The organism is Azospirillum sp. HJ39 (assembly GCF_041507355.1).
GTDB lineage: Bacteria > Pseudomonadota > Alphaproteobacteria > Azospirillales > Azospirillaceae > Azospirillum > Azospirillum thiophilum.
On sequence record NZ_CP167911.1, the window covers coordinates 945,091 to 969,131 of the forward strand.

Annotated in this window: 18 protein-coding genes; 9 read left to right on the forward strand and 9 right to left on the reverse strand. The window is 67.8% G+C overall.

Going from position 1 to position 24,041, the window contains the following annotated elements; genetic code table 11:
• Positions 1-84: 84 nt before the first annotated feature.
• From ABMY26_RS17860 to ABMY26_RS17875, 4 genes are all read right to left on the reverse strand, one after another.
• Positions 85-1,707 (reverse strand): ABC-F family ATP-binding cassette domain-containing protein, encoded by a 1,623-nt coding sequence (locus ABMY26_RS17860; protein WP_372398533.1) that lies wholly within the window; start codon positions 1,705-1,707, stop codon positions 85-87.
• Between the two features lie 166 nt (positions 1,708-1,873).
• Positions 1,874-3,742 (reverse strand): adenylyl-sulfate kinase, encoded by a 1,869-nt coding sequence (cysC, locus tag ABMY26_RS17865; RefSeq protein ID WP_372398534.1) that lies wholly within the window; start codon positions 3,740-3,742, stop codon positions 1,874-1,876.
• A 1-nt stretch (position 3,743) separates the two neighbouring features.
• Positions 3,744-4,541: a sulfate adenylyltransferase subunit CysD gene (gene cysD, locus ABMY26_RS17870; protein ID WP_372398535.1), complete on the reverse strand. Its 798-nt coding sequence runs from the start codon at positions 4,539-4,541 to the stop codon at positions 3,744-3,746.
• Positions 4,538-5,242: a phosphoadenylyl-sulfate reductase gene (locus ABMY26_RS17875; protein ID WP_372398536.1), complete on the reverse strand. Its 705-nt coding sequence runs from the start codon at positions 5,240-5,242 to the stop codon at positions 4,538-4,540. Before ABMY26_RS17875 ends, cysD begins: the two co-directional genes overlap by 4 nt.
• A gap of 278 nt (positions 5,243-5,520) precedes the next feature.
• Here ABMY26_RS17875 and ABMY26_RS17880 point away from each other — a divergent pair, with 278 nt between their 5' ends.
• The 4 genes from ABMY26_RS17880 to ABMY26_RS17895 all read left to right on the forward strand — a co-directional run bounded on the left by ABMY26_RS17880 (position 5,521) and on the right by ABMY26_RS17895 (position 8,726).
• Positions 5,521-6,078 (forward strand): bifunctional precorrin-2 dehydrogenase/sirohydrochlorin ferrochelatase, encoded by a 558-nt coding sequence (locus ABMY26_RS17880; protein ID WP_372398537.1) that lies wholly within the window; start codon positions 5,521-5,523, stop codon positions 6,076-6,078.
• 133 nt (positions 6,079-6,211) lie between these two features.
• The gene (locus tag ABMY26_RS17885) at positions 6,212-6,499 is read left to right on the forward strand and encodes a DUF2849 domain-containing protein (protein WP_372398538.1); all 288 of its coding nucleotides are present in this window, start codon (positions 6,212-6,214) and stop codon (positions 6,497-6,499) included.
• 48 nt (positions 6,500-6,547) lie between these two features.
• Complete coding sequence (locus ABMY26_RS17890) at positions 6,548-8,239, forward strand: nitrite/sulfite reductase (RefSeq protein WP_372398539.1); 1,692 nt, start codon at positions 6,548-6,550, stop codon at positions 8,237-8,239.
• Entirely contained in the window at positions 8,226-8,726 is a 501-nt protein-coding gene (locus tag ABMY26_RS17895; protein ID WP_372398540.1) for a DUF934 domain-containing protein, read from the forward strand. Before ABMY26_RS17890 ends, ABMY26_RS17895 begins: the two co-directional genes overlap by 14 nt.
• A gap of 68 nt (positions 8,727-8,794) precedes the next feature.
• Here the strand turns inward: ABMY26_RS17895 and ABMY26_RS17900 are convergent, their stop codons facing one another.
• Together ABMY26_RS17900 and ABMY26_RS17905 are read right to left on the reverse strand one after the other, a co-directional pair.
• Positions 8,795-10,726, reverse strand: coding sequence for a hypothetical protein (locus ABMY26_RS17900; protein ID WP_372398541.1), 1,932 nt, complete (start codon positions 10,724-10,726; stop codon positions 8,795-8,797).
• A 463-nt stretch (positions 10,727-11,189) separates the two neighbouring features.
• Positions 11,190-11,828 (reverse strand): DUF882 domain-containing protein, encoded by a 639-nt coding sequence (locus tag ABMY26_RS17905; RefSeq protein WP_372398542.1) that lies wholly within the window; start codon positions 11,826-11,828, stop codon positions 11,190-11,192.
• 598 nt (positions 11,829-12,426) lie between these two features.
• On the opposite strand from ABMY26_RS17905, the gene ABMY26_RS17910 reads away from it, so the two are divergent.
• Entirely contained in the window at positions 12,427-13,698 is a 1,272-nt protein-coding gene (locus tag ABMY26_RS17910) for a pentapeptide repeat-containing protein (RefSeq protein WP_372398543.1), read from the forward strand.
• Between the two features lie 52 nt (positions 13,699-13,750).
• Here the strand turns inward: ABMY26_RS17910 and ABMY26_RS17915 are convergent, their stop codons facing one another.
• The 3 genes from ABMY26_RS17915 to ABMY26_RS17925 form a co-directional block, all read right to left on the reverse strand.
• Complete coding sequence (locus tag ABMY26_RS17915; RefSeq protein WP_372398545.1) at positions 13,751-15,469, reverse strand: sensor histidine kinase; 1,719 nt, start codon at positions 15,467-15,469, stop codon at positions 13,751-13,753.
• A gap of 102 nt (positions 15,470-15,571) precedes the next feature.
• Positions 15,572-16,168 carry a response regulator transcription factor gene (locus ABMY26_RS17920; protein ID WP_372398546.1) on the reverse strand — a complete coding sequence of 199 codons (597 nt, stop codon included), beginning with the start codon at positions 16,166-16,168 and terminating at the stop codon, positions 15,572-15,574.
• Positions 16,165-18,324, reverse strand: a complete 2,160-nt coding sequence (locus ABMY26_RS17925) for a PAS domain S-box protein (protein WP_372398547.1) — start codon at positions 18,322-18,324, stop codon at positions 16,165-16,167. Before ABMY26_RS17925 ends, ABMY26_RS17920 begins: the two co-directional genes overlap by 4 nt.
• Positions 18,325-18,512: 188 nt before the next feature.
• Between ABMY26_RS17925 and ABMY26_RS17930 the strand changes: the two genes are divergently transcribed.
• The 4 genes from ABMY26_RS17930 (at position 18,513) to ABMY26_RS17945 (ending at position 23,870) form a co-directional block, all read left to right on the forward strand.
• Positions 18,513-19,535: a TRAP transporter substrate-binding protein gene (locus tag ABMY26_RS17930; protein ID WP_372398548.1), complete on the forward strand. Its 1,023-nt coding sequence runs from the start codon at positions 18,513-18,515 to the stop codon at positions 19,533-19,535.
• Between the two features lie 246 nt (positions 19,536-19,781).
• Positions 19,782-20,351 (forward strand): TRAP transporter small permease, encoded by a 570-nt coding sequence (locus ABMY26_RS17935; protein ID WP_372398549.1) that lies wholly within the window; start codon positions 19,782-19,784, stop codon positions 20,349-20,351.
• Positions 20,348-21,646 (forward strand): TRAP transporter large permease, encoded by a 1,299-nt coding sequence (locus tag ABMY26_RS17940; protein ID WP_372398550.1) that lies wholly within the window; start codon positions 20,348-20,350, stop codon positions 21,644-21,646. The genes ABMY26_RS17935 and ABMY26_RS17940 overlap by 4 nt, the downstream gene beginning before the upstream one ends.
• A 172-nt stretch (positions 21,647-21,818) precedes the next feature.
• On the forward strand, positions 21,819-23,870 hold the full coding sequence (locus ABMY26_RS17945) for a molybdopterin oxidoreductase family protein (RefSeq protein WP_372398551.1): 2,052 nt from the start codon (positions 21,819-21,821) through the stop codon (positions 23,868-23,870).
• The last annotated feature ends 171 nt before the right edge of the window (positions 23,871-24,041 follow it).

Below are 24,041 nucleotides of genomic sequence, written 5' to 3' on the forward strand. Positions count from 1 at the left end.
GAAGCGGACGACGCCCGTTCCGCAATGTCGCGACAGGGGGCCGCAGGATCGGCGGACCCATGCCGATCCTGCCGCCGCCCGTCCTCACCCCCGCAGCCCCGGCGCCTCCTGGCCGGTGCGGGCCACATACTCGGTATAGCCGCCGCCATACTGGTGGATCCCCTCCGGCGTCAGTTCCAGCACCCGGTTCGACAGCGCCGCCAGGAAATGGCGGTCGTGCGACACGAACAGCATGGTGCCCTCATAGGCCCCCAGCGCCGCGATCAGCATCTGCTTGGTGTCGAGGTCCAGGTGGTTGGTCGGCTCGTCCAGCACCAGGAAGTTCGGCGGGTTGAACAGCATGGTCGCCATCACCATCCGCGCCTTCTCGCCGCCCGACAGCACGCGGCACTTCTTCTCCACGTCGTCGCCGGAAAAGCCGAAACAGCCGGCCAGCGCCCGCAGCGAGCCCTGGCTCGCCTGCGGGAAATGCGCCTCCAGCGACTCGAAGATGGTCTGGTCGCCGTCCAGAAGCTCCATGGCGTGCTGGGAGAAATAGCCCATGCGCACGCTGCCGCCGACGGTGACGCTGCCGCTGTCCGGCTCGGTCGTCCCCGCCACCAGCTTCAGCAGCGTCGACTTGCCGGCGCCGTTGACGCCCATCACGCACCAGCGCTCTTTGCGGCGGATGGTCAGGTCCAACCCCTCGTAGATGGCGCGGCTGCCATAGCCCTTGTGGACGTTCTTCAGCACCGCGACGTCGTCGCCCGAGCGCGGGGCCGGCGGGAAGTCGAAGGTCACGACCTGCCGGCGCTTGGGCGGCTCGAAGCGCTCGATCTTGTCCAGCTTCTTCACCCGGCTCTGCACTTGGCTGGCGTGCGAGGCGCGGGCCTTGAAGCGCTCGATGAACTTCAGCTCCTTCGCCAGCATCGCCTGCTGGCGCTCGAATTGGGCCTCCTGCTGCTTCTCCTTCAGCGCCCGCTGCTTTTCATAGAAGCCGTAGTCGCCGGAATAGCTGGTCAGCGATCCGCCGTCGATCTCGATGATCTTGGTGACGATGCGGTTCATGAACTCGCGGTCGTGCGAGGTCATCAGCAGGGCGCCGTCATAGCCCTTCAGGAAGCCTTCCAGCCAGATCAGGCTCTCGATGTCCAGATGGTTGCTCGGCTCGTCGAGCAGCATGGCGTCGGGCCGCATCAGCAGGATGCGGGCGAGCGCGACGCGCATCTTCCAGCCTCCCGACAGGCCGCCGACGTCGCCGTCCATCATCTCCTGGCTGAAGCTGAGGCCGGCCAGCACCTCGCGCGCCTTGCCCTCCAACTCGTAGCCGCCCAGCTCGTCGAAGCGGGCCTGCACCTCGCCATAGCGCTCGATGATGGCGTCCATCTCGTCGGCACGGTCAGGGTCGGCCATGGCGGTTTCCAGCTCGGCCAGTTCGGCCGCGACGGCGCTGACCGGCCCGGCGCCGTCCATCACCTCGGCCACCGCGGAGCGGCCGGACATCTCGCCGACATCCTGGTTGAAATAGCCGACGCTGACCTGCTTCTCGATGGCGACCTGCCCGCCGTCCGGCTGCTCCTCGCCGGTGATCATGCGGAACAGCGTGGTCTTGCCGGCACCGTTGGGACCGACCAGCCCGATCTTTTCACCCCGGTTGAGCGCCGCGGAGGCCTCCAGGAACAGGATGCGGTGACCGTTCTGCTTGCTGACGTTATCGAAGCGGATCATGGGCGGCAGGGGTCCTTACGGCGTGATGCTTGGGTGCGTGATGGCGGCCCCTTATGCCACAGGATCGGGGAGACGATGGAGTCCTGATCGGGCGCGGCAACGGCCGAAAAGGCTTCGGGCGCGGTCTTTCCCCCGCGCCCGTCGTCTCACGCTATAAAGCCGACCCTCAGATCACGTAGGTCAGCTCCTTCCCCGACTTCAGGCTGTTCTTGCCCAGGGTCTCGTCGACATAGTCGAGCAGGCGGGCCAGCGCCTCGCTGCGGCTCAGCGCGTCGGTGTCGATCACCAGTTCGGGCTGGTCCGGCGCCTCGTAGGGGGCGGAGATGCCGGTGAACTCGGCGATCTCGCCGGCCCGCGCCCTCTTGTACAGGCCCTTGGGGTCGCGGTCCTCGCAGGTGGCGAGATCGGCGGCGACATGCACCTCGTGGAAGCGCTCGCCGCCGATCACCCGCGCCCGTGCCCGGTCGGCCTTCAGCGGCGAGATCAGCGAGGCGATCACCACCATGCCGGCGTCGGCGAACAGCTTCGCCGTCTCGGCCACCCGGCGGATGTTCTCCGCCCGGTCGTCGGCCGAGAAGCCCAGGCCCGCATTCAGCCCGTTGCGCACATTGTCGCCGTCCAGCACGAAGGTCTGCCAGCCGCGGTCGAACAGCGCGCGTTCCAGCGCCATCGCCAGCGTCGACTTGCCGGCACCGGACAGGCCGGTCAGCCAGACGATGCCGCCCTTGTGGCCGTTGGCCTGGGACCGTTCCTCCAGCGAGACGGTGTGCGACACCTCGGTGATGTTGGCCGCCGCGGCATCCTCGATCTCCACCACCAGGCAGCCGCCGACCACGTCGTTGCCGTCGATCAGGGCGCCGCGGCCGGTGCGCGGCAGGTCCGACGCCAGATCGAGCGCGATGGGCGAGCGGGAGCGCAGGACGACCTCCGCCACCTCGTTGCGGCGGACCGCCTTGCCGGGGGTGCTGGACAGATCCTCGACATCGATGACCGCCGTCACCTGCTCCACCGTCACCCGGTGCTCGGCGGAGGCGATCTTCAGCGTGTAGGTCTTCCCCACCACCAGCGGCTCCGACACCAGCCAGAACAGCCGCACGCTCAGCCGGTGGGCCAGGATCGGCGCGTCGGCCTCGTGGTGGGCGATGTGGCCGCGTTCGGCGAAGATGCGCTTGTCCAGCGTGATGCCGATGCTCTGGCCGGCCTGGGCCGACAGCACGGTCTCGGGATGGTTCCACGCCTCGATGCTGACCACCGTGGCGCTCGCTCCCGTCGGGGAGAAGCGCAGGGTGTCGCCGACGCGCAGCCGCCCGCTTTCGATGCGGCCGGCCAGGATGCGGCGGTCGTCCGGCTTGTAGACATCCTGCAGGGGCAGGCGCAGCGGCTGGTCAGGCGAAACCTGCTGCGGCCGGAAGGCGTCGAGCTGCTCGATCACCGTCGGTCCCAGGTACCAGTCGGCCTGCTCGCTGCGGCTGACGATGTTGTCGCCGTTGCGGGCGGACACCGGGATCACCGCCTTGGGCTGCAGCCCCAGCTCGGCCAGATACTCCTTGATCTCCTGCGCCACGACTTCATAGCGGCGGCTGGAGAACTCGACCTTGTCCATCTTGTTGACGACCACCGCCACCTGACGCACGCCCAGCAGGTGCAGCAGGAAGGCGTGGCGGCGCGACTGCTCCAGCGCGCCCTCGTCGGCGTCGATCACCAGCAGGGCGGCGTCGGCCTGGGAGGCGCCGGTCACCATGTTCTTCAGGAACTCGGTATGGCCCGGCGCGTCGATGATGACGTAGGGGCGCTGCCTGGTCTTGAAGTGGATCTGCGTGGTGTCGATGGTGATGCCCTGGTCACGCTCGGCCTGGAGCGCGTCCATGACGAAGGCCCACTCGAAGGGCATGCCGCGCTTGCGGCTCATCTCGCGGACCTGTTCGACCTTGCCGTCGGGCAGGCTGCCGGTGTCGTTCAGCAGGCGGCCGATCAGCGTGGACTTGCCATGGTCGACATGGCCGACGATGACGATGCGGAGTTGGGAATGCGGCATCTTACATGTACCCCACGCTGCGCAGGCGTTCGAAGCTGTCTTCGGATTCATTGTCCATCGCCCGGCCGGCGCGTTCCGGCACGCGGGTCACCTGGAGCTCCGCGATGATCTCGTCGATGGTCGAGGCATTGCTGTCGACCGGGAAGGTGATGTTCTTCTCGCCCAGCGAGCGATAGCGCTTGCCGTCGCGGGCGAAGTACAGCGGGACGATGGGAATCCCCTCGCGCTGGGAATAACGCCAGATGTCCAGCTCGGTCCAGGCCAGCAGCGGATGGATGCGGACATGGACGCCTTCGGGGAAGCGGGTCTTGTAATGATCCCAGAATTCCGCCGGCTGGTCCTTGACGTCCCAGTCGCCCTCCAGAGAGCGCGGGGAGAACACGCGCTCCTTGGCGCGGGTCGCCTGCTCGTCGCGGCGGATGCCGACCATCACGCCCTGGTACGCATGGTCGCGCAGCAGGTTCTTCAGCCCTTCCGTCTTGCGCGCGGCGGCGCGGGTCAGGGGGGGGAGGGTCTGGTCCATCTCCTCCTCGGGCGGGCATTGCTCGACCTTAAGGTCGAGGCCCCATTCCTTGGTGATGCGGTCGCGGAACTCGTAGACCTCCGGCAGCTCCATCGCGGTGTCGAGCTGGACGACGGGGAAGGGGATGCGGCCGAAGAACGCCTTGCGGCAGAGCCAGAGCAGCGCGTTGCTGTCCTTGCCGATCGACCAGAGCATCGCCAGCTTGTCGATGCGGTTGTAGGCCTCGCGCAGAATATAGATGCTCTGGTTTTCGAGCTGGTCGAGATCGGCGCTCATCGGGCGGTTCCAATCATGGTGTGTATGCCGCATTCGGTCTTGGCGCTGCCGGCCCAGCGGCCGGAACGCGGGTCGGCACCGGGCGCCACTCGCTCGGTGCAGGTGTAACAGCCGATCGACAGGAACCCGTCGGCCTCAAGCGGGTGGCGCGGCAGGTCGCGCCGGATGAACTCCTCCTCCAGCCGGTCCTTGTCCCAGTTGGCCAGTGGGTTGACCTTGATGCGGCCGGCCTCCGCCTCGAACAGGGGCAGGGCGGCGCGGGTGGCGGCCTGGAAGCGCTTGCGTCCCGTCACCCAGGCATCGAGCCCGGCCGCGGCCAGCGCGCGGTCCAGCGGCACCGTCTTGCGCAGGCGGCAGCAGGCATCGTAATCGCGCTTGAACAGCATGCCATCCTTGTCGCCGTTGGCGAGATCGTCGGCGGTCGGCCCGATCTCCCGCACATCACGCAGGCCGAGCCGCCTCACCAGCTGGTCGCGGTAGCGCAGCGTCTCGCCGAACAGCTTGCCGGTATTCACGAACAGGACCGGGAAATCCGGCGTCGCTTCCGCCGCCAGCGCCAGCAGCACCGCGGATTCCGCGCCGAAGGACGACAGCAGCGCGATGCGCCCGCCGAACACCCCATGCATGGCGGCCAGCAGCGGCGCCCCTTCGAGCGTGCCGTAGCGGTCGGTCAGATCCCTCACCCGTGTCGCGGCGTCCATCCTCAGCTGCCTTTCGCGGTGGCTGGTAAAGTCTACTAAATAACTAGTGTTTATGTTTGTGTTTGCACATTAACACCGCAGGAAAACCCGTGCAACGTAAATACATTCTCTACTTGTTTAATAGGTTTGTTGTGCGTTGCAATGCGTGGTGTGAAATATGTTGATTGTGGCGGAGGGGCGGGCTAAATACCCTCCATGAACATGATGCCCGTCATACGCGCCGCGATCCGCCGGCCCGCTTCGCCTGTTACGACAATGCAGCCAGGGGCAATGCGGCCATGATTCCGCTGGCGCTCGACCCGTCGCGGGTGGTGATCGCGCTGGCCGGTACCGGTCCGCTGGCGGTGCGACGGCTGACCCAGCTGCGTGAGGGCGGGGCCGACCCGATGGTGTATTCACCGGAGCCGGATGGGGAATTGGCGGCTCTGGCCGGTGGCCGTCTGGCCAGGACCCTGCCGGATGCCGCCGCATTGGACGGGATCGGCCTGTTGTATGTCATGGGGCTGGGACCGGAGACCGAACGGACGCTGGCGGAGCTGGCGCGTTCGCGCCGCGTGCTGGTGAATGTCGAGGACGTGATTCCGCTCTGCGATTTCCATTCCCCCTCGGTGGTGCGGCGCGGCGATCTGGTGATGACGGTGTCGACCGGCGGGCGCAGCCCGACGCTCGCCAGCCTGCTGCGCCAGAGGCTGGAAGCCCTGTTCCCGGAGGAGTGGGCGGACCGGCTGCGCACCATCGCCGCCTTTCGCGACAGCCGCCGGGCGGAGGGGGCGTCGATGTCCGAGGTCGCCCGGGAAACCCGCGACCTGATCGCCCGCGAAAGATGGCTGCCATGAGGCCGCCGACCACCAGGCCACGGAATTCACTGCCGGACCGCCGCCGGTTCGGGTAAGACGACACCACCCGCGTTCGAGAACGACCAGCCAGGAGAGCCAGATGTCGGCCAAGGATCGATCGAAGGAAGGATCGATGAAAGCCATCACCGCCAACCGTCTGCGCGACGGGGAGGTCGTGTTCCTGGGGGATGGCGGCCGGTGGGTCGAGTCCTTCGCCGAGGCCGCGCTGTTCGCGCGTGCCGAGGCCGACGGGGTGCTGGCCGCCGCCAAGGAGACGGCGGAGCGCGAGCGGTTCGGCGTCGACATCTACGCCTTCGAGGTGGTGGAGCAGGACGGCGTTCCGGTCCCGGCGACGATGCGCGAACGCATCCGCACCGCCGGCCCGACCGTGCGCACCGATCTTGGAAAACAGGCGGCCTGACCGAGTTCGACCGCCTACCGTGACGGGCGGCCTTAGGGATTGATCGACATGAACCACATCGCGCCCGGCGCCCGTGCCGGCATCTATCATTACGACGAGATCGACCGGCAGTTCGTCGCCGAACGGGTCGAGCAGTTCCGCAAACAGGTCGAGCGCCGCCTGGCGGGCGAGCTGACGGAGGAGGAGTTCAAGCCGGTCCGGCTGATGAACGGCCTCTATCTCCAGCTCCACGCCTACATGCTGCGCATCGCCGTGCCCTATGGCGTGATGAGCGCCGTCCAGCTGCGCAAGCTGTCGGACATCGGCCGCAAATACGACAAGGGCTACGGCCACTTCACCACCCGCCAGAACCTGCAATACAACTGGATCAGGCTGGAGGACACCCCGGCCATCCTGCATGAGCTGGCCGAGGTGGACATGCACGCGCTGCAGACCAGCGGCAACTGCGTGCGCAACGTCACGACCGACCCCTTCGTCGGCGCCGCCAAGGATGAAGTCGTTGACGGCCGCGTCTATGCCGAGATCCTGCGGCAGTGGACGACGATGCACCCCGAATTCACCTATCTCCCGCGCAAGTTCAAGATCGCCATTTCCGGCGCCGAGAGCGACCGCGCGGCGGTGCGCATCCACGACGTGGGCTTGCTGGCGCGGCGCAACGACAAGGGCGAGCCGGGCTTCTCCTTCTATGTCGGCGGCGGTCTCGGCCGCTCGCCCTTCGTCGGCAAGCTGGTGCGCGAGTGGGTGGCGCAGGAGGATTTCGTCGCCTACCTGGAAGCGATCCTGCGCGTCTACAACCAGTATGGCCGGCGCGACAACATCTACAAGGCGCGCATCAAGATCCTGGTGCATGAGCTGGGTCTGGAGAAGTTCACCCAGGAGGTCGAGGAGGAGTTTGCGCGGTTGCGCGGGCCCAAATACCGCCTGGACCCGGAGATCGTCGAAGGGATCCGCGGGCATTTCGCCCCGCCGCCCTTCGAGGAACTGCCCGACCATTCCGACGCTCTGGAGCGCGCCAAGGCCGCCGACCCGGCCTTCGCCAACTGGCTGGCGGTGAATGTCGCCGAGCACAAGGTGCCGGGCTACGCCATCGCCACCGTCTCGCTGAAGCCGGCCGGCGGCATCCCCGGCGACGCCACCTGCGAGCAGATGGACCTCGTCGCCGACCTGGCCGAGCTCTACAGCTTCGGCGAGCTGCGCGTCACCCATGTCCAGAACCTCGTCCTCGCCCATGTGCGCAAGGACGACCTCTACGACCTGTGGAAGCGGCTCGACGCGGCGGAACTGGGCAGCGCCAATGCTGGGCTGATCGGCGACATCATCGCCTGTCCGGGGCTGGACTATTGCGCGCTGGCCAATGCCCGCTCGATCCCGCTGGCCCAGGCCATTTCGGCCCGCTTCGCCGATCCGGTCCGCCAGCGCACCATCGGCGAGCTGGGCATCAAGATCAGCGGCTGCATCAACGCCTGCGGCCATCACCATGTCGGCGCCATCGGCATCCTGGGCGTCGACAAGAAGGGCACCGAATATTACCAGATCACCGTGGGCGGCGATCCGACGCTGACCACGGCGATCGGCGACATCCTGGGGCCGGCGGTGACCGAGACCGAAACGGTGGACGCCATCGAGGCGATCGTCGACGTCTATCTCGCCAACCGTGCAGGCGAGGGGGAGCGCTTCGTCGACACCCTCGCCCGTGTCGGCCATGCCCCGTTCAAGGAGAGAATCTATGCCGCTGATTGAGAATGGGCGCATCGGCGAGGATGCCTGGAGCTTCATCCCCGACGGGGAGCCGGTGCCGAACGACCGCCCGGTCATCATCAGCTTCGAGCGCTGGCAGGCGGAGCGCGACAGCTTCGACGGCCGCAACGCCAAGCTGGGCGTGCGTCTGAAGAGCGGCACGCTGGCGGGTGCCGTGGCCGCCGACCTCGACCGTTTCGCCCTGGTGGCGGTCGAGTTCCCGAAGTTCCGTGACGGCCGCGGCTTCTCCACCGCGCGCGAGCTGCGGGAGCGCTATGGCTACACCGGCGAGATCCGCGCGGTCGGCCATGTCATCCCCGACCAGTATCTCTATCTGGTCCGTACCGGCTTCAGCTCGGTCGAGGCGCCGGAAGGCACCAACCCGGACAGTTGGGCCAATGCGCTGACCGAGATCACCGTCGCCTTCCAGCCGAGCCTGGACGACACCTCCCCGCTGTCGCTGCTGCGCCGCAAGCTGAAGGCGGGGTAAGGCGGTCTTCATCCGCTCGGGACAGATGGAAAAGGCGCCGTCTCTGTCGGGACGGCGCCTTCCTGTTTTCAGATGGTGGTGAACCAGGAGCTCGACACGTCCTGGGCCATCACGCCGGAGAGGGTGGCCGTCGAAGCGCTGCCAAAGCCGGAAATGCTGAGAACGGCCTCACCCTGGGCGTTGGCGCTCACCGTGTAGCTCTGGTACGTGAGCAGTCCGATTCTGTCGCCATCCGTGGCATTGAAATCGCCCACGAGGTCGTTGCCGTTGCTGCTGCCGAAGCTGGCCGAGAAATCGAACAGGTCGGCGCCGGCTCCGCCTTGCAGCACGTCGTCACCGTCGCCGCCCTGCAGCCTGTCGTCGCCGTTCCCCCCGGACAGCGTGTCGTTGCCGGAACCGCCGGTCAGCAGATCGCTGCCGTCCTCGCCGGCCATCGTTACTGCCGAGTACGAGTTGGCCGCCGTCACGGTGTCGTTGCCAACGCCGCCGACGAAATGCTCGATCGAGTTGGAGATATCCAGATCGACGCCGCCGGCGTAGCGGGCATGGACCGTGTCGTCGCCGTCGCCGCCAAAGAGACGGGCCGCTGTCGCGGTGTCGACATAAAAGCTGTCGTTCCCGGCATCGCCGAACAGCACATTGTCGCCGGCCCCGCCGATCAGAACATCGTCCCCGTCGCCGCCGAACAGGGTGTCGTTGCCGGCCCCGCCGACAAGGACGTCGTCCCCCCCACGGCCGAACAGATTGTCGTTGCCGTCGCCACCATTGAACGTGTCGTTGCCGTCGCCACCCATGAGGTCATCGTTGCCGGCCCCGGCGTCGACCTCGACCGCGGTGGCGCCCGCAAAGAACCTGTCGTTGCCGCCGCCGCTGAACACCCGTTCGATGCTCGCATAGGAGAGATCGAGGGACAGGTCGCCGTCTCCCTGGACATGGACGGTATCGAACCCGTTGCCGCCCTCGACCCGGTCGGCCGCGTCGATATGGAACACATCGTCGCCGTCGCCGCCGGTCAGCGTGTCGGTGCCGGCGCCGCCGGTCAGCGTGTCGTTGAACGCGCCGCCGACGATGCTGTCGTTGCCGTCTCCCCCGTCGATGACGAGGCCGGCGCCGGCTCCCGTGCCGGTCAGCGTGTCGTCTCCCGACCCGCCATAGGCGCGTTCGATGCTGCAAGCGCCCAGGTCGATCGAGGTTCCGTCGCTGGTCAGGATGACGGCCGTGTCGAAGCCGTCTCCGCCCTGCAGCGACGCCATATAGAACATGCCGTAATAGCCGGCGGTCTCGATGTGGAGGACGTCGTCTCCGTCGCCGCCGATCAGCACATCGGAACCGCCCCCGCCGGTGAGGGTATCGTTGCCCGCCCCGCCGACGATCACGTTGTTCTGCGCATTGCCGGTGCCCTGGAAGTCACCGGTTCCAATGAAGGTCAGCCGTTCCAGATTGTCGCCAAGGGTCATGGCGTTCAGAGTGGTGCGGACCTCGTCGTCGCCCTGGTAGGACTGTTCCTGGATAACGTCGGCCGAACTGTCCACGATGTAGACATCGTCGCCGCTGCCGCCGATCATCGAATCGTCGCCGGTGCCGCCATCGAGAGTGTCGTTGCGATTGCCGCCGGTCAGCGTATCGGTACCGGCGCCGCCGTTCAGGGCATTGTCGTTCCACCAGGAACCGACGATCACGTTGTCCAACCCATTGCCGGTGCCCTGGAAGGCATCGCTTCCGGTGTATGTCAGCTTTTCGAGATTGTCGCCGAGCGTCAGGGAGTTCAGCGAGGTGCGGACCTCGTCGTTGCCTTCATCGGCCAATTCCAGGACGACGTCGGCCAGACTGTCCACGAGATAGACGTCATTGCCCTTGCCGCCGATCATGGAATCATTGCCGGGCCCGCCATCGATCGTGTCGTTCCCGTCGCTCCCGATCAGAAGGTCGTTGCCGCTCCCGCCGGTGTAGAAGGTGTTCTGCCAATTTCCAAAACCGCCGAAGGGGTCCGTGCCGCCCATGCCCGGCGGAACCTGCGGAGGATAATTGTTCCAGGGGTCCGCTGACAGGTCAAAATCCGACTTTCCAGCCAGGGCTTCCATAGGCGTATCTCCCTACTCGTTCGAAGGGCAAAAGATTATCGATGATTGTGCAATCGAGGCGTTATCCGCCTTTTTCGATATCTAGCATATAGAATACAACCCGAAGATGCGGCAATAAGCCACAACCTTCGTTGTTCGCTTGTTGCCGGCAGCCCGCCTGGAAGGGATTGACGCTGACGGCGTGACAGGGGTCTGAGCCGATCCGCCCGATCCATCGCGCGGCATGGGCGATTGACCGCAAAGGGGGAAGTCGGGCCCTGCGGCGTCTCATGGGCTGAAAACGACTGTGGCGCCGAAGCCCGTCTGGACTTGGCGCCACATCGTACCGGAACGTCTGAAGGATGGGCTTTGCCGGACCACGCTGTATCCGTGGTCCACCCATTCACCAGTGGCGCAGCGGCCCCACGTCGACATGGACGAAGTTGCTGTCGGGGTAATAGCCGACGCCGCCGCCGCGCAGGCCCAGCGCAGCGCGCTGGAGCTGGCGGGTGGACATGTTCGGCACCCGCAGGTCGATGGCCATGCCGCGCATGTGATAGCTGTTCTGGGCGACGCCGCTGTGGTCGGCCTCGCGCAGCATCGCATTGCTCTCCGGCGAGCGGTAGCCGGACACGATCTCGATCGGGCCGCGGCGGCCGATCTTGCGGCTCAGCGAATGCACCAGATCCAGCAGCTTCGGGTCGATCGGGTGGACCGTGTTGCTGCGGTGGTCGCGCAGCAGGTGGTTGATCGCCCGCATGGCGTCGCGCACGTAGCGGCCCTTGGACCAGTATTCGGCGCTGACCTTCTCCCCGGTGTGCAGGTTCACCAGGGACAGCACCCGCGGCGGGGCACGCAGGGTGGCGGCCTCCGCCTCCTCCGTGGCGAACAGGGTGCCGCCGGCGGAGGCGGTCGCCGCCGCCAGGCCCAGCCCGGCGCGCAGAAGATGGCGGCGGTCGAGATGACGGCGTTCGGTGGCGTGGCTCTCGCCAGCGCCCGGGCGAGCGGTCGTGGATGACCGGGCGTCCGCATCCTTCATCATGCTTCCTTCATATCCCGTTGCTCCGGCCCGGCAGGTCCACACTGTCGTTCGGACCCCGTGGACCGGCTGAGCCCAACATCGCACCCCGGCGAAGGTCGAGGTGCGTTGCGGTGCGTTAATCCGAAAGTGAGACAGTTTTAGGATGTCCGTGGTCTTTTCTGTCAAGAAACCATTGGTTAACCGATGAGGGTTTTTGCCGCGGTCCAGGGATTCCGCCGGCCGGCGTCACGGGCAGGGTGGATGCCGAACCGGAGCCGTTCGCGACCCGTTCGCAACCGGTTCGATTACAGAACGGTAACCGGCGCGACTCGGGGGCTGTCCGGGCAGGGCAGGGTGGAACGGCGGGTCTGCGCAGGCGCGGTCAAGGCCGTCCGGCCGGCCAAGCTCCTGTTTCCCATGCACCAACGGGTGACCGTTCCGGCCGCTCCGGCGAAAGCGATAGACAGGCCATGCCGAAACGCATTCTCCAAAAGAGGATGCGCAAAAGGAGTTTCCTTCAGCCTTCGGTAAGGAATGAATCGCATGATTGGCGCGATGTAACCATTTCCACGGCGTCAACCTGCCCGTGCCTACAACCTCAACCCCATCCGCTTCGACCGTGTCCTTCTTTCGGCCCGATCAACTGGCCGAGGTGCTGGACAGGCATGCCCGCTGGATCAAGGGTCAGCCGGGCGGCGTGCGGGCCAACCTCGCCATGGCCGACCTGGAGGGGGCGGACCTGTCGCAGCGCGATCTGCGCGGCGCCCGGCTGGTCGGCGCGCGGCTCGCCCGCGGGCGGTTGAACGGCACCAACCTGGCCGGCGCCGACCTGTTCGGGGTCGACCTGCGCGACGCCGACATCAGCCGCGCCAACCTGATGCAAACCGATCTGCGCGGCGCCCGCCTGCGTGCGGCGGACTTCTCCAACGCCAACCTGAAGGGCGCCGACCTGCGTGCCGGCACGCTGGAGCCGGGTGGCCCCGCCCGGCGCGGCGGCCCCGACGCCCAGGACGCCGACGGCACCCGCCAGATCCACAAGGCGGTGCTGGCCCGCCTGCAGAACGGCACGACGGCGGAGGGCGGCATCCCGACCGACCTGACCGGCGCGGTGCTGCGCGGCGCCAACCTGTCGGACGCCGACCTGACCGGCGCGATGCTGCAGAACGCCGACCTGTCGGGGGCGGTGCTGACCGGGGCGGACCTGTCGGGGGCGCGGCTGAACGGTGCCAACCTGTCGGGGGCGGCGCTGGACGGCACCCGTTTCGACCATGCCGACATGGTCGGCACCCGCATGGCCGATTGCGACCTGTCCGGGACCCGCATCGCCACCGCGCAGATGACCCGGCCGATCGACAGCATGGGATCGGAGATCCAGCGCGCCATCTTCGACCATGAGCGCTGGATCGACAGCATCGGCCAGCGCGGCCAGCGCGCCGACCTGGACGGCGCCGACCTCAGCCGGGCCGACCTGCGCAACGTCAACCTCAGCGCCGCCTCGCTGCGCGGGGCGAACCTGTCGGCGGCAGCGCTCACCGGCGCGCGGCTGATGATGACCGACCTGTCGGGCGCCAACCTGGAGGGCGCCAACCTGATGGGCGCCGACCTGTCGGGCGCCAACCTCAGCTATGCCGTGCTGGCCGGTGCAGACCTGACGCGGGTGCGGCTGGGACCGGCGGCGATCAAGGATCCGTCGGGCCGGCCGACAGGCCGCTCCTGGGCGGCCAACCTGATGGGCGCCGACCTGCGCTGCAGCCTGCTGGTGGGGACCTGTCTGGTGCAGGCCAACCTGTCCGACGCCAATCTCGACAGTGCCGACATGGATGGTGCCGACCTTGCCGGCGCCAAGCTGCAGCGCGCCACGCTTCCCGGGCGCCCGCCGCGGCGGGGGTAGCGGGCGCACCCTCGGGCAGTTGCCGAGAGCATCCGTCGCGAAACACCGGTCCTCACGGCAGCCGGATCGTCACCGTCGTGCCGACGCCGGGGCTGCTGTCGAGGCTCAGGCTGCCGCCATGGGCCTCGACGAAGCGACGGGCGAGCGGCAGGCCCAACCCGGTTCCGGCCTCCGCCTTGGTCAGGTAATTGTGGACCTGGCGGAACGGCTCCATGGCGATCACCATCTCGTCCGCGGTCATGCCGACGCCGGTATCGGCAATGACGATGACGGCTCCCTTGCCGTCCGGCCCGGCGGCGGCCTCCACCCGCACCGCGCCGCCGGCGGGCGTGAACTTGATGGCGTTGGACAGGACGTTCAGCACGGCCTGACGCATGCGGACCCCGTCCGCCATGACCATCGGGGACGGGACGACGGCACCGCCGGTCAGCGTCACGCCCTTGCGCAGGGCCAGCGCCTCCACCAGCCCCACGCAATCGTTCAGCAGGTCCGCCACCGCCATGCGGGTGGGGAACAGCTCCAGCCGGCCGGCCTCGATCTTCGCCATGTCCAGCAGTTCGTTGACGAGGTCGAGAAGGTGGCGTCCGGACTGGTGGATCGCGGCGATGTATTCGACATGCTTGGGTGGGGAGGCGCCGAAAATGCCGGACATCAGCGCTTCGGCGAAGCCGATGATCGCGTTCAGCGGCGTGCGCAGCTCGTGGCTCATGTTGGCGAGGAACTCTCCCTTGGCGCGGTTGGCTGCTTCGGCATGTTCCTTTTCCGATTCCAGCCGGCGGCGCTGTTCGATCAGCACCGCCTCCCGGGCGCGCCGCACCTCCTCCTCGGCGCTTTGGCGGCGGCGGTAGGAGCGCGATACCAGCAGCGCCAACACCAGCGTCGCGCCACAGGCGCCGGCGGCACCGCCGACCACCGTCAGGCGCAGGGTGTTCAGCCGCTTTTCCACAAGGTCTACCGGCACGCCCAGAGCCACCGTCCAGCCCGTTTCGGGCGAGCGGTGGAAGACGGCATAGACCGAGTCGCCGTCCTTGGTGCGGGCGGTGAAAGGGCCGGCGGTCATGGATGTCAGATGCGCTTCCAGCGAGGGGGTGATGCGATGGCCGAGAAAGGCGGAGGCGTCGTGGGAGCGGGCAGCGATCAGCATGGTCGGATCGATGACCGCCACCGTCCATTCCGGCGGAATCCTGCGGGTTTGCAGCGCGCCGGCCAAGCCCTCGAGCCCCAGTGCCAGCGACACCACATAGCGCACCCTCTCGGTCTGGCTGGCCGGGTCGTAGCGGATGATGGGAGCGCGCAGGATCAGGGACGACCGCCCCGGTGGGCCGCCCGGCGGCAGCACGCCGCCGATCACCGGGCGCGCGCTTTCGATCACTTGGCGGGTGACGTCGTCCAGCCGTGGCGGAGGCAGCGGCTGGACGCCCAGGGGGTAATGGGTGTGGAAGACGAAGCGGCCGGTGTCGGCGTCGATCAGTCCCATCGCCAGCCAGCCGGTCTGGCTGTGGGCGGCGGCGGTCGCTCCCTCATACATCAGGCGCGGATCGCCGGCGTTGGGCTGGAGCAGGGAAGCCAGCAACTCCAGCGGGCGCAGCTGGCTGGCCAGTTCGCGGTCGACCGCCAGCGAGAGCGAACTGGCGATCGATTGCAGTTCATCCTCGGTTTCTGCCTGCTCGCGGACAACGAGCTGCCAGACCAGGACGGCGCCGAACAGCAGCAGGGGCGCGGTCACCGCCAGGCCGACGGCAAGCAGGGAGCTGGTGAAGGTAAGACGCAACCTCTGATACTCCAACCGCGAGAGGGTGCCGGAGTGTTCCGGCCAGGGCGGTATGGGGCGCCGGTTCCAGGTGCCGCGGGCCTCGGCCCGGTCCTCCCGCGGTCAGGCGGCGCCGGTCAGCAGCCGGGTCAGCTCCACCGCCGTCTTCACCCGCATCTTCTCGAACACATGGCTGCGGTGGACCTCCACCGTGCGCATGCTGATGCCGAGTTCGTCGGCGATCACCTTGTTCAGGCGGCCGGCGACGACCAGCTCCATCACCTGCCGTTCGCGCTGGGTCAGTGTGGCGAGCCGGGCCGTCAGCCCGGCCTGTCCGGCCTCGCGCTCGCGCTGTTCGGCGTCGAAGGCCAGCGCGGCGATCACCCGGTCGACCAGCTCGTTGTCGTTGAAGGGTTTCTCCACGAAATCGCGGGCGCCCTTCTTCAGCGCGTTGACCGCGATGGGGACCTCGCCATGGCCGGTCAGGAAGATCACCGGCATGCGGCAGCCCCTGGACAGCAGCCGGTCGAACAGCTCCAGCCCGCTCATTCCATCCATGCGGATGTCCAGCAGCAGGCAGCCGGCGGTTTCCGGACGCCACGCCTCCAGGAAGGCTTCGGCCGAGGGCCAACCGGCCACCGGCACGTTGCGCGACTGGAACAGCCAGCCGAGAGCGTCGCGGATCGCCTCGTCGTCGTCGACGATGTGGAGCGTGGTCATTCGGCAGCCTCCGCGGCGTGCTGGATATGGACGGGCAGGGTGAACAGGAAGCGGGTGCCCTCCGGGATTCCCTCGGGCATTCCCTCCGTTCCGTCGGCGTCCGCCGCCACCGGCTCGAACCACAGCCGGCCGCGGTGGTGCTCGACGATGGACCGGCAGATGTTCAGGCCCATTCCCATACCCTCGCGCTTGGTGGTGAAGAAAGGGGAAAACAGCCGCTCGGCGATGTCGGGGGCGATGCCGCAGCCATGGTCGCGGATCTCGGTCAGCAGCACGCCGTCCCCGGCGCGGACGGTGACGGTCAGCCGGCGATGGGGGCGCGGGGTGCGGGCCATCGCCTCGATGCCGTTGCGCATCAGGTTCAGCACCACCTGCTGCAACAGGATGCGGTCGCCGGTGACCGGCGGCAGGTCGGCCGGAGCGTCCAGCTCGACCCGCACGCCCAGCCGGGCGGCGTCGCCGCCGGTCAGCCCGACGCAATCCTCCAGCACGCGGGCGAGCGAGCAGGGAACGACGTTCGGGTCGCGCTTGCGGACGAAATCATGGATGCGGCGCACGACCAGCCCGGCGCGCTTGGCCTGCGCCGCGAGCTTCTCCAGCGCCGCCGCCACCTCGTCGGTGTCGAACCGGCCGGAGCGCAGCCGGTTGAGGCTGCCGGTGCAGTAGCTGGCGATGGCCGACAAGGGCTGGTTCAACTCGTGCGCCAGGGTGGAGGCCATCTCGCCCATGGTGATCAGGCGCGAGGTCTGCTGCAGCCGTTCCTGCTGCTGGCGGGCCAGCTCCTCGGCATGCTTGCGCTCGGTGATGTCGAGGACCGAGCCCATCCAGCCTGTCTGCCGGCCGTTGGCGTCGATCAGCGGCGCCTCGTAGATCAGCGCGTCGAACCGTTCGCCGTTGGCACGGCGGAAGCGCAGCTCCAACCCGGCTTCCGGGGCGCGGCCGGCCAGCACGTCCAGGAAGGCGGCCTCGGCCTGGTCGATCTCCTCCGGCAGCCAATAGGGCATCGGCGGACCGCGCCCGACCAGGGCGTCGGCCTCCAGCCCGACCATCCGGCAGAAGGCCGGGTTGACATAGGTGATGCGCCCGTCCAGGTCGCGGGCGCGCATGCCGACCGTCAGGCTGTCTTCCATCGCCTTGCGGAAGGCGTGCTCCTCGCGCAGGGCCTCCTCCGCCCGCAGGCGGCCGGCGATGTGGCGGCGCAGCGACCACAGGCTCCACAGGGCCGAACCGGTCAGTGCGAAGATCGCCGCCACCAGCACGGTGCGGGTGACGTTCGAATCGCTGGGATAGGCGGTGGCGACCAGTGCCAGCCCGTGGCCGGGCGGGTCGAAGGGGATGACGTGGCTGCGCGACGGATCGGGCGCCGGGCCGTTCCCCGCCTCCGCCGCTGCCCCCGGCACCACCATGCGCGATTTCGCCCCCAGCACCGCGCCGGTGGCGTCGATCACCTCCAGCTGATAACGCTGGGCGAACCACCACGGCACATGGTGGGTCAGCATCGCTTCGAACGAGAAGACGCCGACCAGCGCCCCGGCGAAGACCCCGTCGCGGAAGATCGGGAAGGCGACATCGAAGCCGCGGTCGGTGGCGTCGATCCGGTAGGGGGCGCCATAGGCCCGCAGGCCGGAGAAGCGCGCGATGCGCACCGCGTCGGCGCGGGTCAGCCCGTCGGGCGTTGGGCCGGACGCCCCGTCCGCCGCGACGCCGTCCGCCGGCCGATCGCCGGAACCGGGCAGCGGCGGCTCGGACAGCGCGGCCCGCCCCTGGGCGTCCAGCCACAGCACCCGTTCGATGGCCGGGTTGGTGTTGACCACCAGCCGGGCCATCGCGGCGAACTGTCGCAGGTCGACCCCGGTCCGGCCCAGCGCTTCCGCCAGCCGTTCCAGCTTGTCCTCGTCGGAGGCGAGCTGGAAATGCAGGTTCTGCTCCACCCACAGCGAATCCTTGATCAGGGCCAGCGACTCCTCGTCGCGCTCGTTGCGTTGCAGCAACCACAGGAAGGCGCCCAGCAGGACGACGACCAGCACCATCGCCACGATCGGCATGGCGTGCGGCACCGCCCACCCGGTCCGTGCGGCGGGTGGGGCGGCGGACAGGGTCTTGCGGTCGGGGCCGCTCTTGGGGCCGCTCTTGGGGCCGGGCGTGAGGTCGGGCATGGGGCCGGGCATGGGGCTGGAACGAAAGTGGTGGCGGCAGCGATGGCTGTATCGGGCGAAAGTGGGATATGCCGACTCTGCGGATATCCACAATAGCCGCAAACCCTCCGATCATGAACAATGCGGAACAAGTTCAGGGCGGAACATTCCGTCCAACCGATAAACAACACCAGAGGGGGACGCACCTAATGAAACTCGTCAAGCTCCTGTGCGCCGCGGCGGTCGGCTGCATGATGTCGGCGCCGCTGGCCCTGTCCACGGCCTGGGCCCAGGACCAGATCGTCATCAAGTTCAGCCACGTCGTCGCGCCGGAGACTCCGAAGGGCAAGGGTGCCGAGAAGTTCAAGGAACTGGCCGAGAAGCTGACCGCCGGCAGGGTCAAGGTCGAGGTCTATCCGAACAGCCAGCTCTACAAGGACAAGGAAGAGCTGGAGGCGCTGCAGCTGGGCGCCGTGCAGATGCTGGCCCCGTCGCTGGCCAAGTTCGGCCCGCTGGGCGCCAAGGAATTCGAGGTCTTCGACCTTCCCTACATCTTCCCGAACAAGGACGTCCTGCAGCGCGTCACCAAGGGCGAGATCGGCAAGAAGCTGTTCCAGAAGCTGGAAAGCAAGGGCATCATCGGCCTGGCCTATTGGGACAACGGCTTCAAGATCATGAGCGCGAACAAGCCGCTCATCAAGCCGGAGGACGTGAAGGGCCTGAAGTTGCGCATCCAGTCGTCCAAGGTGCTCGACGCCCAGATGCGCGCTCTCGGCGCCCTGCCGCAGGTGATGGCCTTCTCGGAAGTGTACCAGGCGCTGCAGACCGGCGTCGTCGACGGTACGGAGAACCCGCCGTCCAACATGTTCACCCAGAAGATGCACGAGGTGCAGAAGAACGCCACCCTGACCGAGCACGGCTATCTCGGCTATGCGGTCATCGTGAACAAGAAGTTCTGGGACGGCCTGCCCGGCGACGTCCGCACCAGCCTGGAAGGTGCGATGAAGGAGGCGACCGACTACGCCAACGACATCGCCCAGCATGAGAACGACGTCTCGCTGGCCCAGATGAAGGCGTCCGGCAAGACCGAGTTCCACACCCAGACCAAGGAAGAGCGCGAGGCCTGGATGAAGGCGCTGAAGCCGGTCCACAAGGATGCCGAATCCCGCGTCGGCAAGGACCTGATCGAAGCGATCTACAAGGAAGCCGCCGCCGCCGGCTTCAAGATGTAAGGACCGCAGGTGAGGGGGCGGCGTCTTCCGACCGGAAGGCGCCGCCCGGCCCACCGCCGGCACCATGCCCGTCATCCCCGCGAAGGCGGGGATCCGGATGCTTTCCACCATGGATCATGAGTGTGCAGGCCTGGATCCCCGCCGTCGCGGGGATGACGATCAGGACGTCTCCACCGCTTGCCTCATGCGCGGCGGCGACGCTCCGATGGACCCGACCATCTCCGCCGACCGGGAGATTTCCCCGACATGTTCATGAAAATCCTCGACCGCCTTGAGGAGACGCTGATCGCGTCGCTCATGGCGGGGGCGACGCTCGTCATCTTCGCGGCCGTCGTCCACCGCTATCTCTCCGGCATTCCCGTCATCCAGGACTATGTGCTGCACTGGAACCTCGCCTGGGCGCAGGAGCTGTGCATCTACATGTTCGTGTGGATGGCCAAGTTCGGCGCCGCCTATGGCGTGCGCACCGGCATCCATGTCGGCGTCGACGTCGTCATCAACCGGATGGAGCCCAAGCTGTACGGCAAGTTCGTGCTGTTCGGGCTCGGGGCCGGCGCGCTCTTCACCTTCATCGTCGGGTCGCTGGGCAGCCGGTTCGTCTACCACATCTCGCAGACCGAGCAGGTGTCGGCCGACCTGGAATGGCCGATGTGGATCATCTATCTGGCGGTGCCGCTCGGCTCCTACCTGATGTGCTTCCGCTTCCTCCAGGTCGCCTGGGGCTTCATCCGCAACGGTGAGCTTCCCCGTCACGACCATGCCCATGTCGACGGCATCGACCCGGTCGAAGCCGCCAAGGAAGGAGGCCCGGCATGAACGCCGCCATCATCTTCGGGCTTCTTCTGGCCCTCATGCTCACCGGCATGCCGATCTCGATCTCGCTCGGCCTGACCGTCCTGTCCTTCCTGTTCTTCATGACCACCGTCCCGATCGACGCGGTGGCGCTGAAGCTGTTCACCGGCATCGAGAAGTTCGAGATCATGGCGATCCCGTTCTTCATCCTGGCCGGCAATTTCCTGACCCATGGCGGCGTCGCCCGCCGCATGATCAACTTCGCCACCGCGATGGTCGGCCACTGGCACGGCGGCCTCGGCCTTGCCGGCGTCATGGCCTGCGCCCTGTTCGCGGCGGTGTCGGGCTCCAGCCCGGCGACGGTGGTCGCCATCGGCTCGATCATCCTGCCGGCGATGGTGGCGCAGGGCTTCCCGCGCAACTTCGGTGCCGGCGTCGTCACCACCTCCGGCGCGCTGGGCATCCTGATCCCGCCGTCGATCGTGATGGTGATGTACTGCGTCGCCACCACCGGGCACCCGCAGGCGCCCTCCATCGGCCAGATGTTCATCGCCGGCGTGGTGCCGGGCCTGCTGCTGGCCCTGTTCCTGGGCTTCACCACCTGGAACCGGGCGCGCCGCTTCGGCTATCCGCGCCTGCCCAAGGCAAGCCTCGGCCAGCGCCTGCATGCCCTGCGCGAAAGCTTCTGGGGCCTGCTGCTGATCGTCGTGGTGATGGGCGGCATCTACAGCGGCATCTTCACCCCGACCGAGGCGGCGGCGATGGCCGCGGTCTACGCCTTCGTCGTCGCCGTCTTCGTCTACAAGGACATGCCGCTCAGCCGGGTGCCGAAGGTGCTGCTGGACAGCGCCAGCATGTCGGCGATGCTGCTCTACATCATCACCAACGCGGTTCTGTTCTCGTTCCTGATGACGTCGGAACAGATCCCGCAGAACATGGCGGCCTGGATCCTCGACCAGAACATGGGCGTCTGGGTCTTCCTGCTGGTGGTGAACATCATCCTGCTGATGGCCGGCAACTTCATGGAGCCGTCGTCCATCGTCCTGATCATGGCGCCGATCCTGTTCCCGGTCGCCATGAAGCTGGGCATCGACCCGGTGCATTTCGGCATCCTGATCATCGTGAACATGGAAGTCGGCATGTGCCACCCGCCGGTGGGCCTCAACCTGTACGTGGCGTCGGGCATCACCAAGATGGGCATCACCGAGCTGACGGTCGCGGTGTGGCCGTGGCTGCTGACGATGCTGATCTTCCTCGGCCTCATCACCTATGTGCCGGCGATCACCCTGTGGTTCCCGCGTCTGCTCGGCTTCATGTAAAGCCGTAAGTCTGGAAGGGATTTTTCCCGTCGGCGACTGGGGCCGCGGCGTCCGGATACCGGGACGCCGCGGCCCTTTGCATGTCCGGCACCCCATTCTTGTGGATTGAAGCCGATGCGCGGCACGGCCTACACTTCGGCCTTCCCGCCGCCAGCCAGACCAGAGGTTAGCCTTGCCGGCCCAGTTCCAGCCCACCGCCTGTCCGCACGACTGTCCCAGCACCTGCGCCCTGGAGGTGGAGCGTCTCGCCCCCGACCGCATCGGCAAGGTGCGCGGTGCGGCGGAGAACAGCTACACCGCCGGCGTCATCTGCGCGAAGGTCAGCCGCTATGCCGAGCGCGTGCATTCTCCCGACCGGCTGAAGACGCCGCTGCTGCGCACCGGCCCCAAGGGATCCGGCCAGTGGGCGGAGATCGGCTGGGACGAGGCGCTGGACCGCATCGCCGACAACTTCCTCGCCGCCGAGCGCACCCACGGTCCCGAAGCGGTCTGGCCCTATTTCTATGCCGGCACCATGGGGCTGGTGCAGCGCGGCGCCATCCAGCGCCTGCGCCATGCCAAGGGCTACTCGCGCCAGACCAGCACGGTCTGCGATACGCCGGCCAACATGGGCTGGCTCGCCGGCTATGGCGACATCCGCGGCGCCGACCCGCGCGAGATGGCGGACAGCGACCTGATCGTCAACTGGGGCGGCAACCCGGTGGCGACCCAGGTCAACGTGATGACCCATGTCAGCCGGGCCCGCAAGGGCCGTGGCGCCAAGCTGGTCACCATCGACCCCTACCGCACCGGCACCGCCGAAGTCTCCGACATGCACCTGATGCTGCGGCCGGGCACCGACGGGGCGCTGGCCTGCGCGGTGATGCATGTGCTGTTCCGCGACGGCCACGCCGACCGCGCCTATCTCGCCCGCATGGCCGGCGACACCGCGGCGCTGGAGGCGCATCTCGCGACCCGCACGCCCGAATGGGCGGCCGGCATCACCGGCCTGACCGTCGCGGAGATCGAGGAATTCGCCCGCCTCTACGGCACAACCGAGCGGTCCTACCTGCGCGTCGGCTACGGCCTGTCGCGCGCCCACAACGGCGCGGCCCAGGTCCATGCCGTGTCCTGCCTGCCGGTGGTCACCGGCGCGTGGCAGCACAAGGGGGGCGGGGCGCTCTACTGCTCGTCGGGCATCTACAAGCTCGACAAGACCCTGTCGGAGGGGCTCGACCGCCTCGACACGTCGGTCCGCAGCTTCGACCAGTCGCGCATCGGCGCGGTGCTGACCGGCGACCCGCGCGACCTGACCGGCGGCCCGCCGGTGACGGCGATGCTGATCCAGAACACCAACCCGGTGACGATCTGCCCGGACTCGACCCGCGTCCGCCAGGGCTTCCTGCGCGAGGACCTGTTCGTCGCCGTGCATGAGCAGTTCATGACCGACACGGCCAAGCTGGCCGATCTGGTGATCCCTGCCACCACCTTCCTGGAGCATGACGACATCTACCGCGGCGGCGGCCAGATGCACATCCTGATCGGCCGCAAGGTGATCGAGCCGCAGTTCGAGGCGCGCGAGAATCACTGGGTGATCTCCGAGATCGCACGGCGCGTCGGCGCCGAGCATCCGGGCTTCGGCATGACCGCGCTGGAGATCGTCGACGCCATGCTGAAGGCGTCGAATCTCGGCGACGCGGCGACGCTGACGGAACAGCGCTGGATCGACGCCCAGCCCGATTTCGAAACCTCGCATTTCCTCAACGGTTTCGCCCACCCCGGCGGCAAGTTCCGATTCGCCCCCGACTGGGCGGCGCTCGGTCCCTATGGCGGCATGCCGGAGATGCCGGACCACATGGCCCCCGGCCGCGATGCCGATGCGGACCACCCGTTCCGCCTCGTCACTGCTCCGGCCCGCCAGTTCCTCAACACCTCCTTCACCGAGACCCTGACCGCCCAGCGGCGCGAGGGCCGGCCGACCGCGCTGATCCATCCCGACGACGCGGCGGAGCTGGATCTGGCCGACGGTGCGCCGGTGCGCCTCGGCAACCTGCAGGGCAGCGTGGTGGTCCATGCGAAGCCCTTCGCCGGTGTGCCGCGCGGCGTGGTGATCGTCGAGGGCATCTGGCCCAACAGCGCCTTCGTCGAGGGCATGGGCATCAACAGCCTGACCTCGCCGGAGCCGGTGCCGCCGGCCGGCGGCGCGGCGTTCCATGATACCGCGGTGTGGATGCGGGCGGCGTAGGTTCGGCTGCGGTCGCCCCCTCCCTAACCCTCCCCCCCTTGCGCGGGAGAGGGAACTCCGCCACGCTCCGACAAAGCTCCTACCCCCTCTCCCGCGAAGCGGGGGAGGGATGGGGAGGGGGCATTCGTAGCCGCAACCTGACCGCAAACATCCCACCCCTGCCCACGCCCG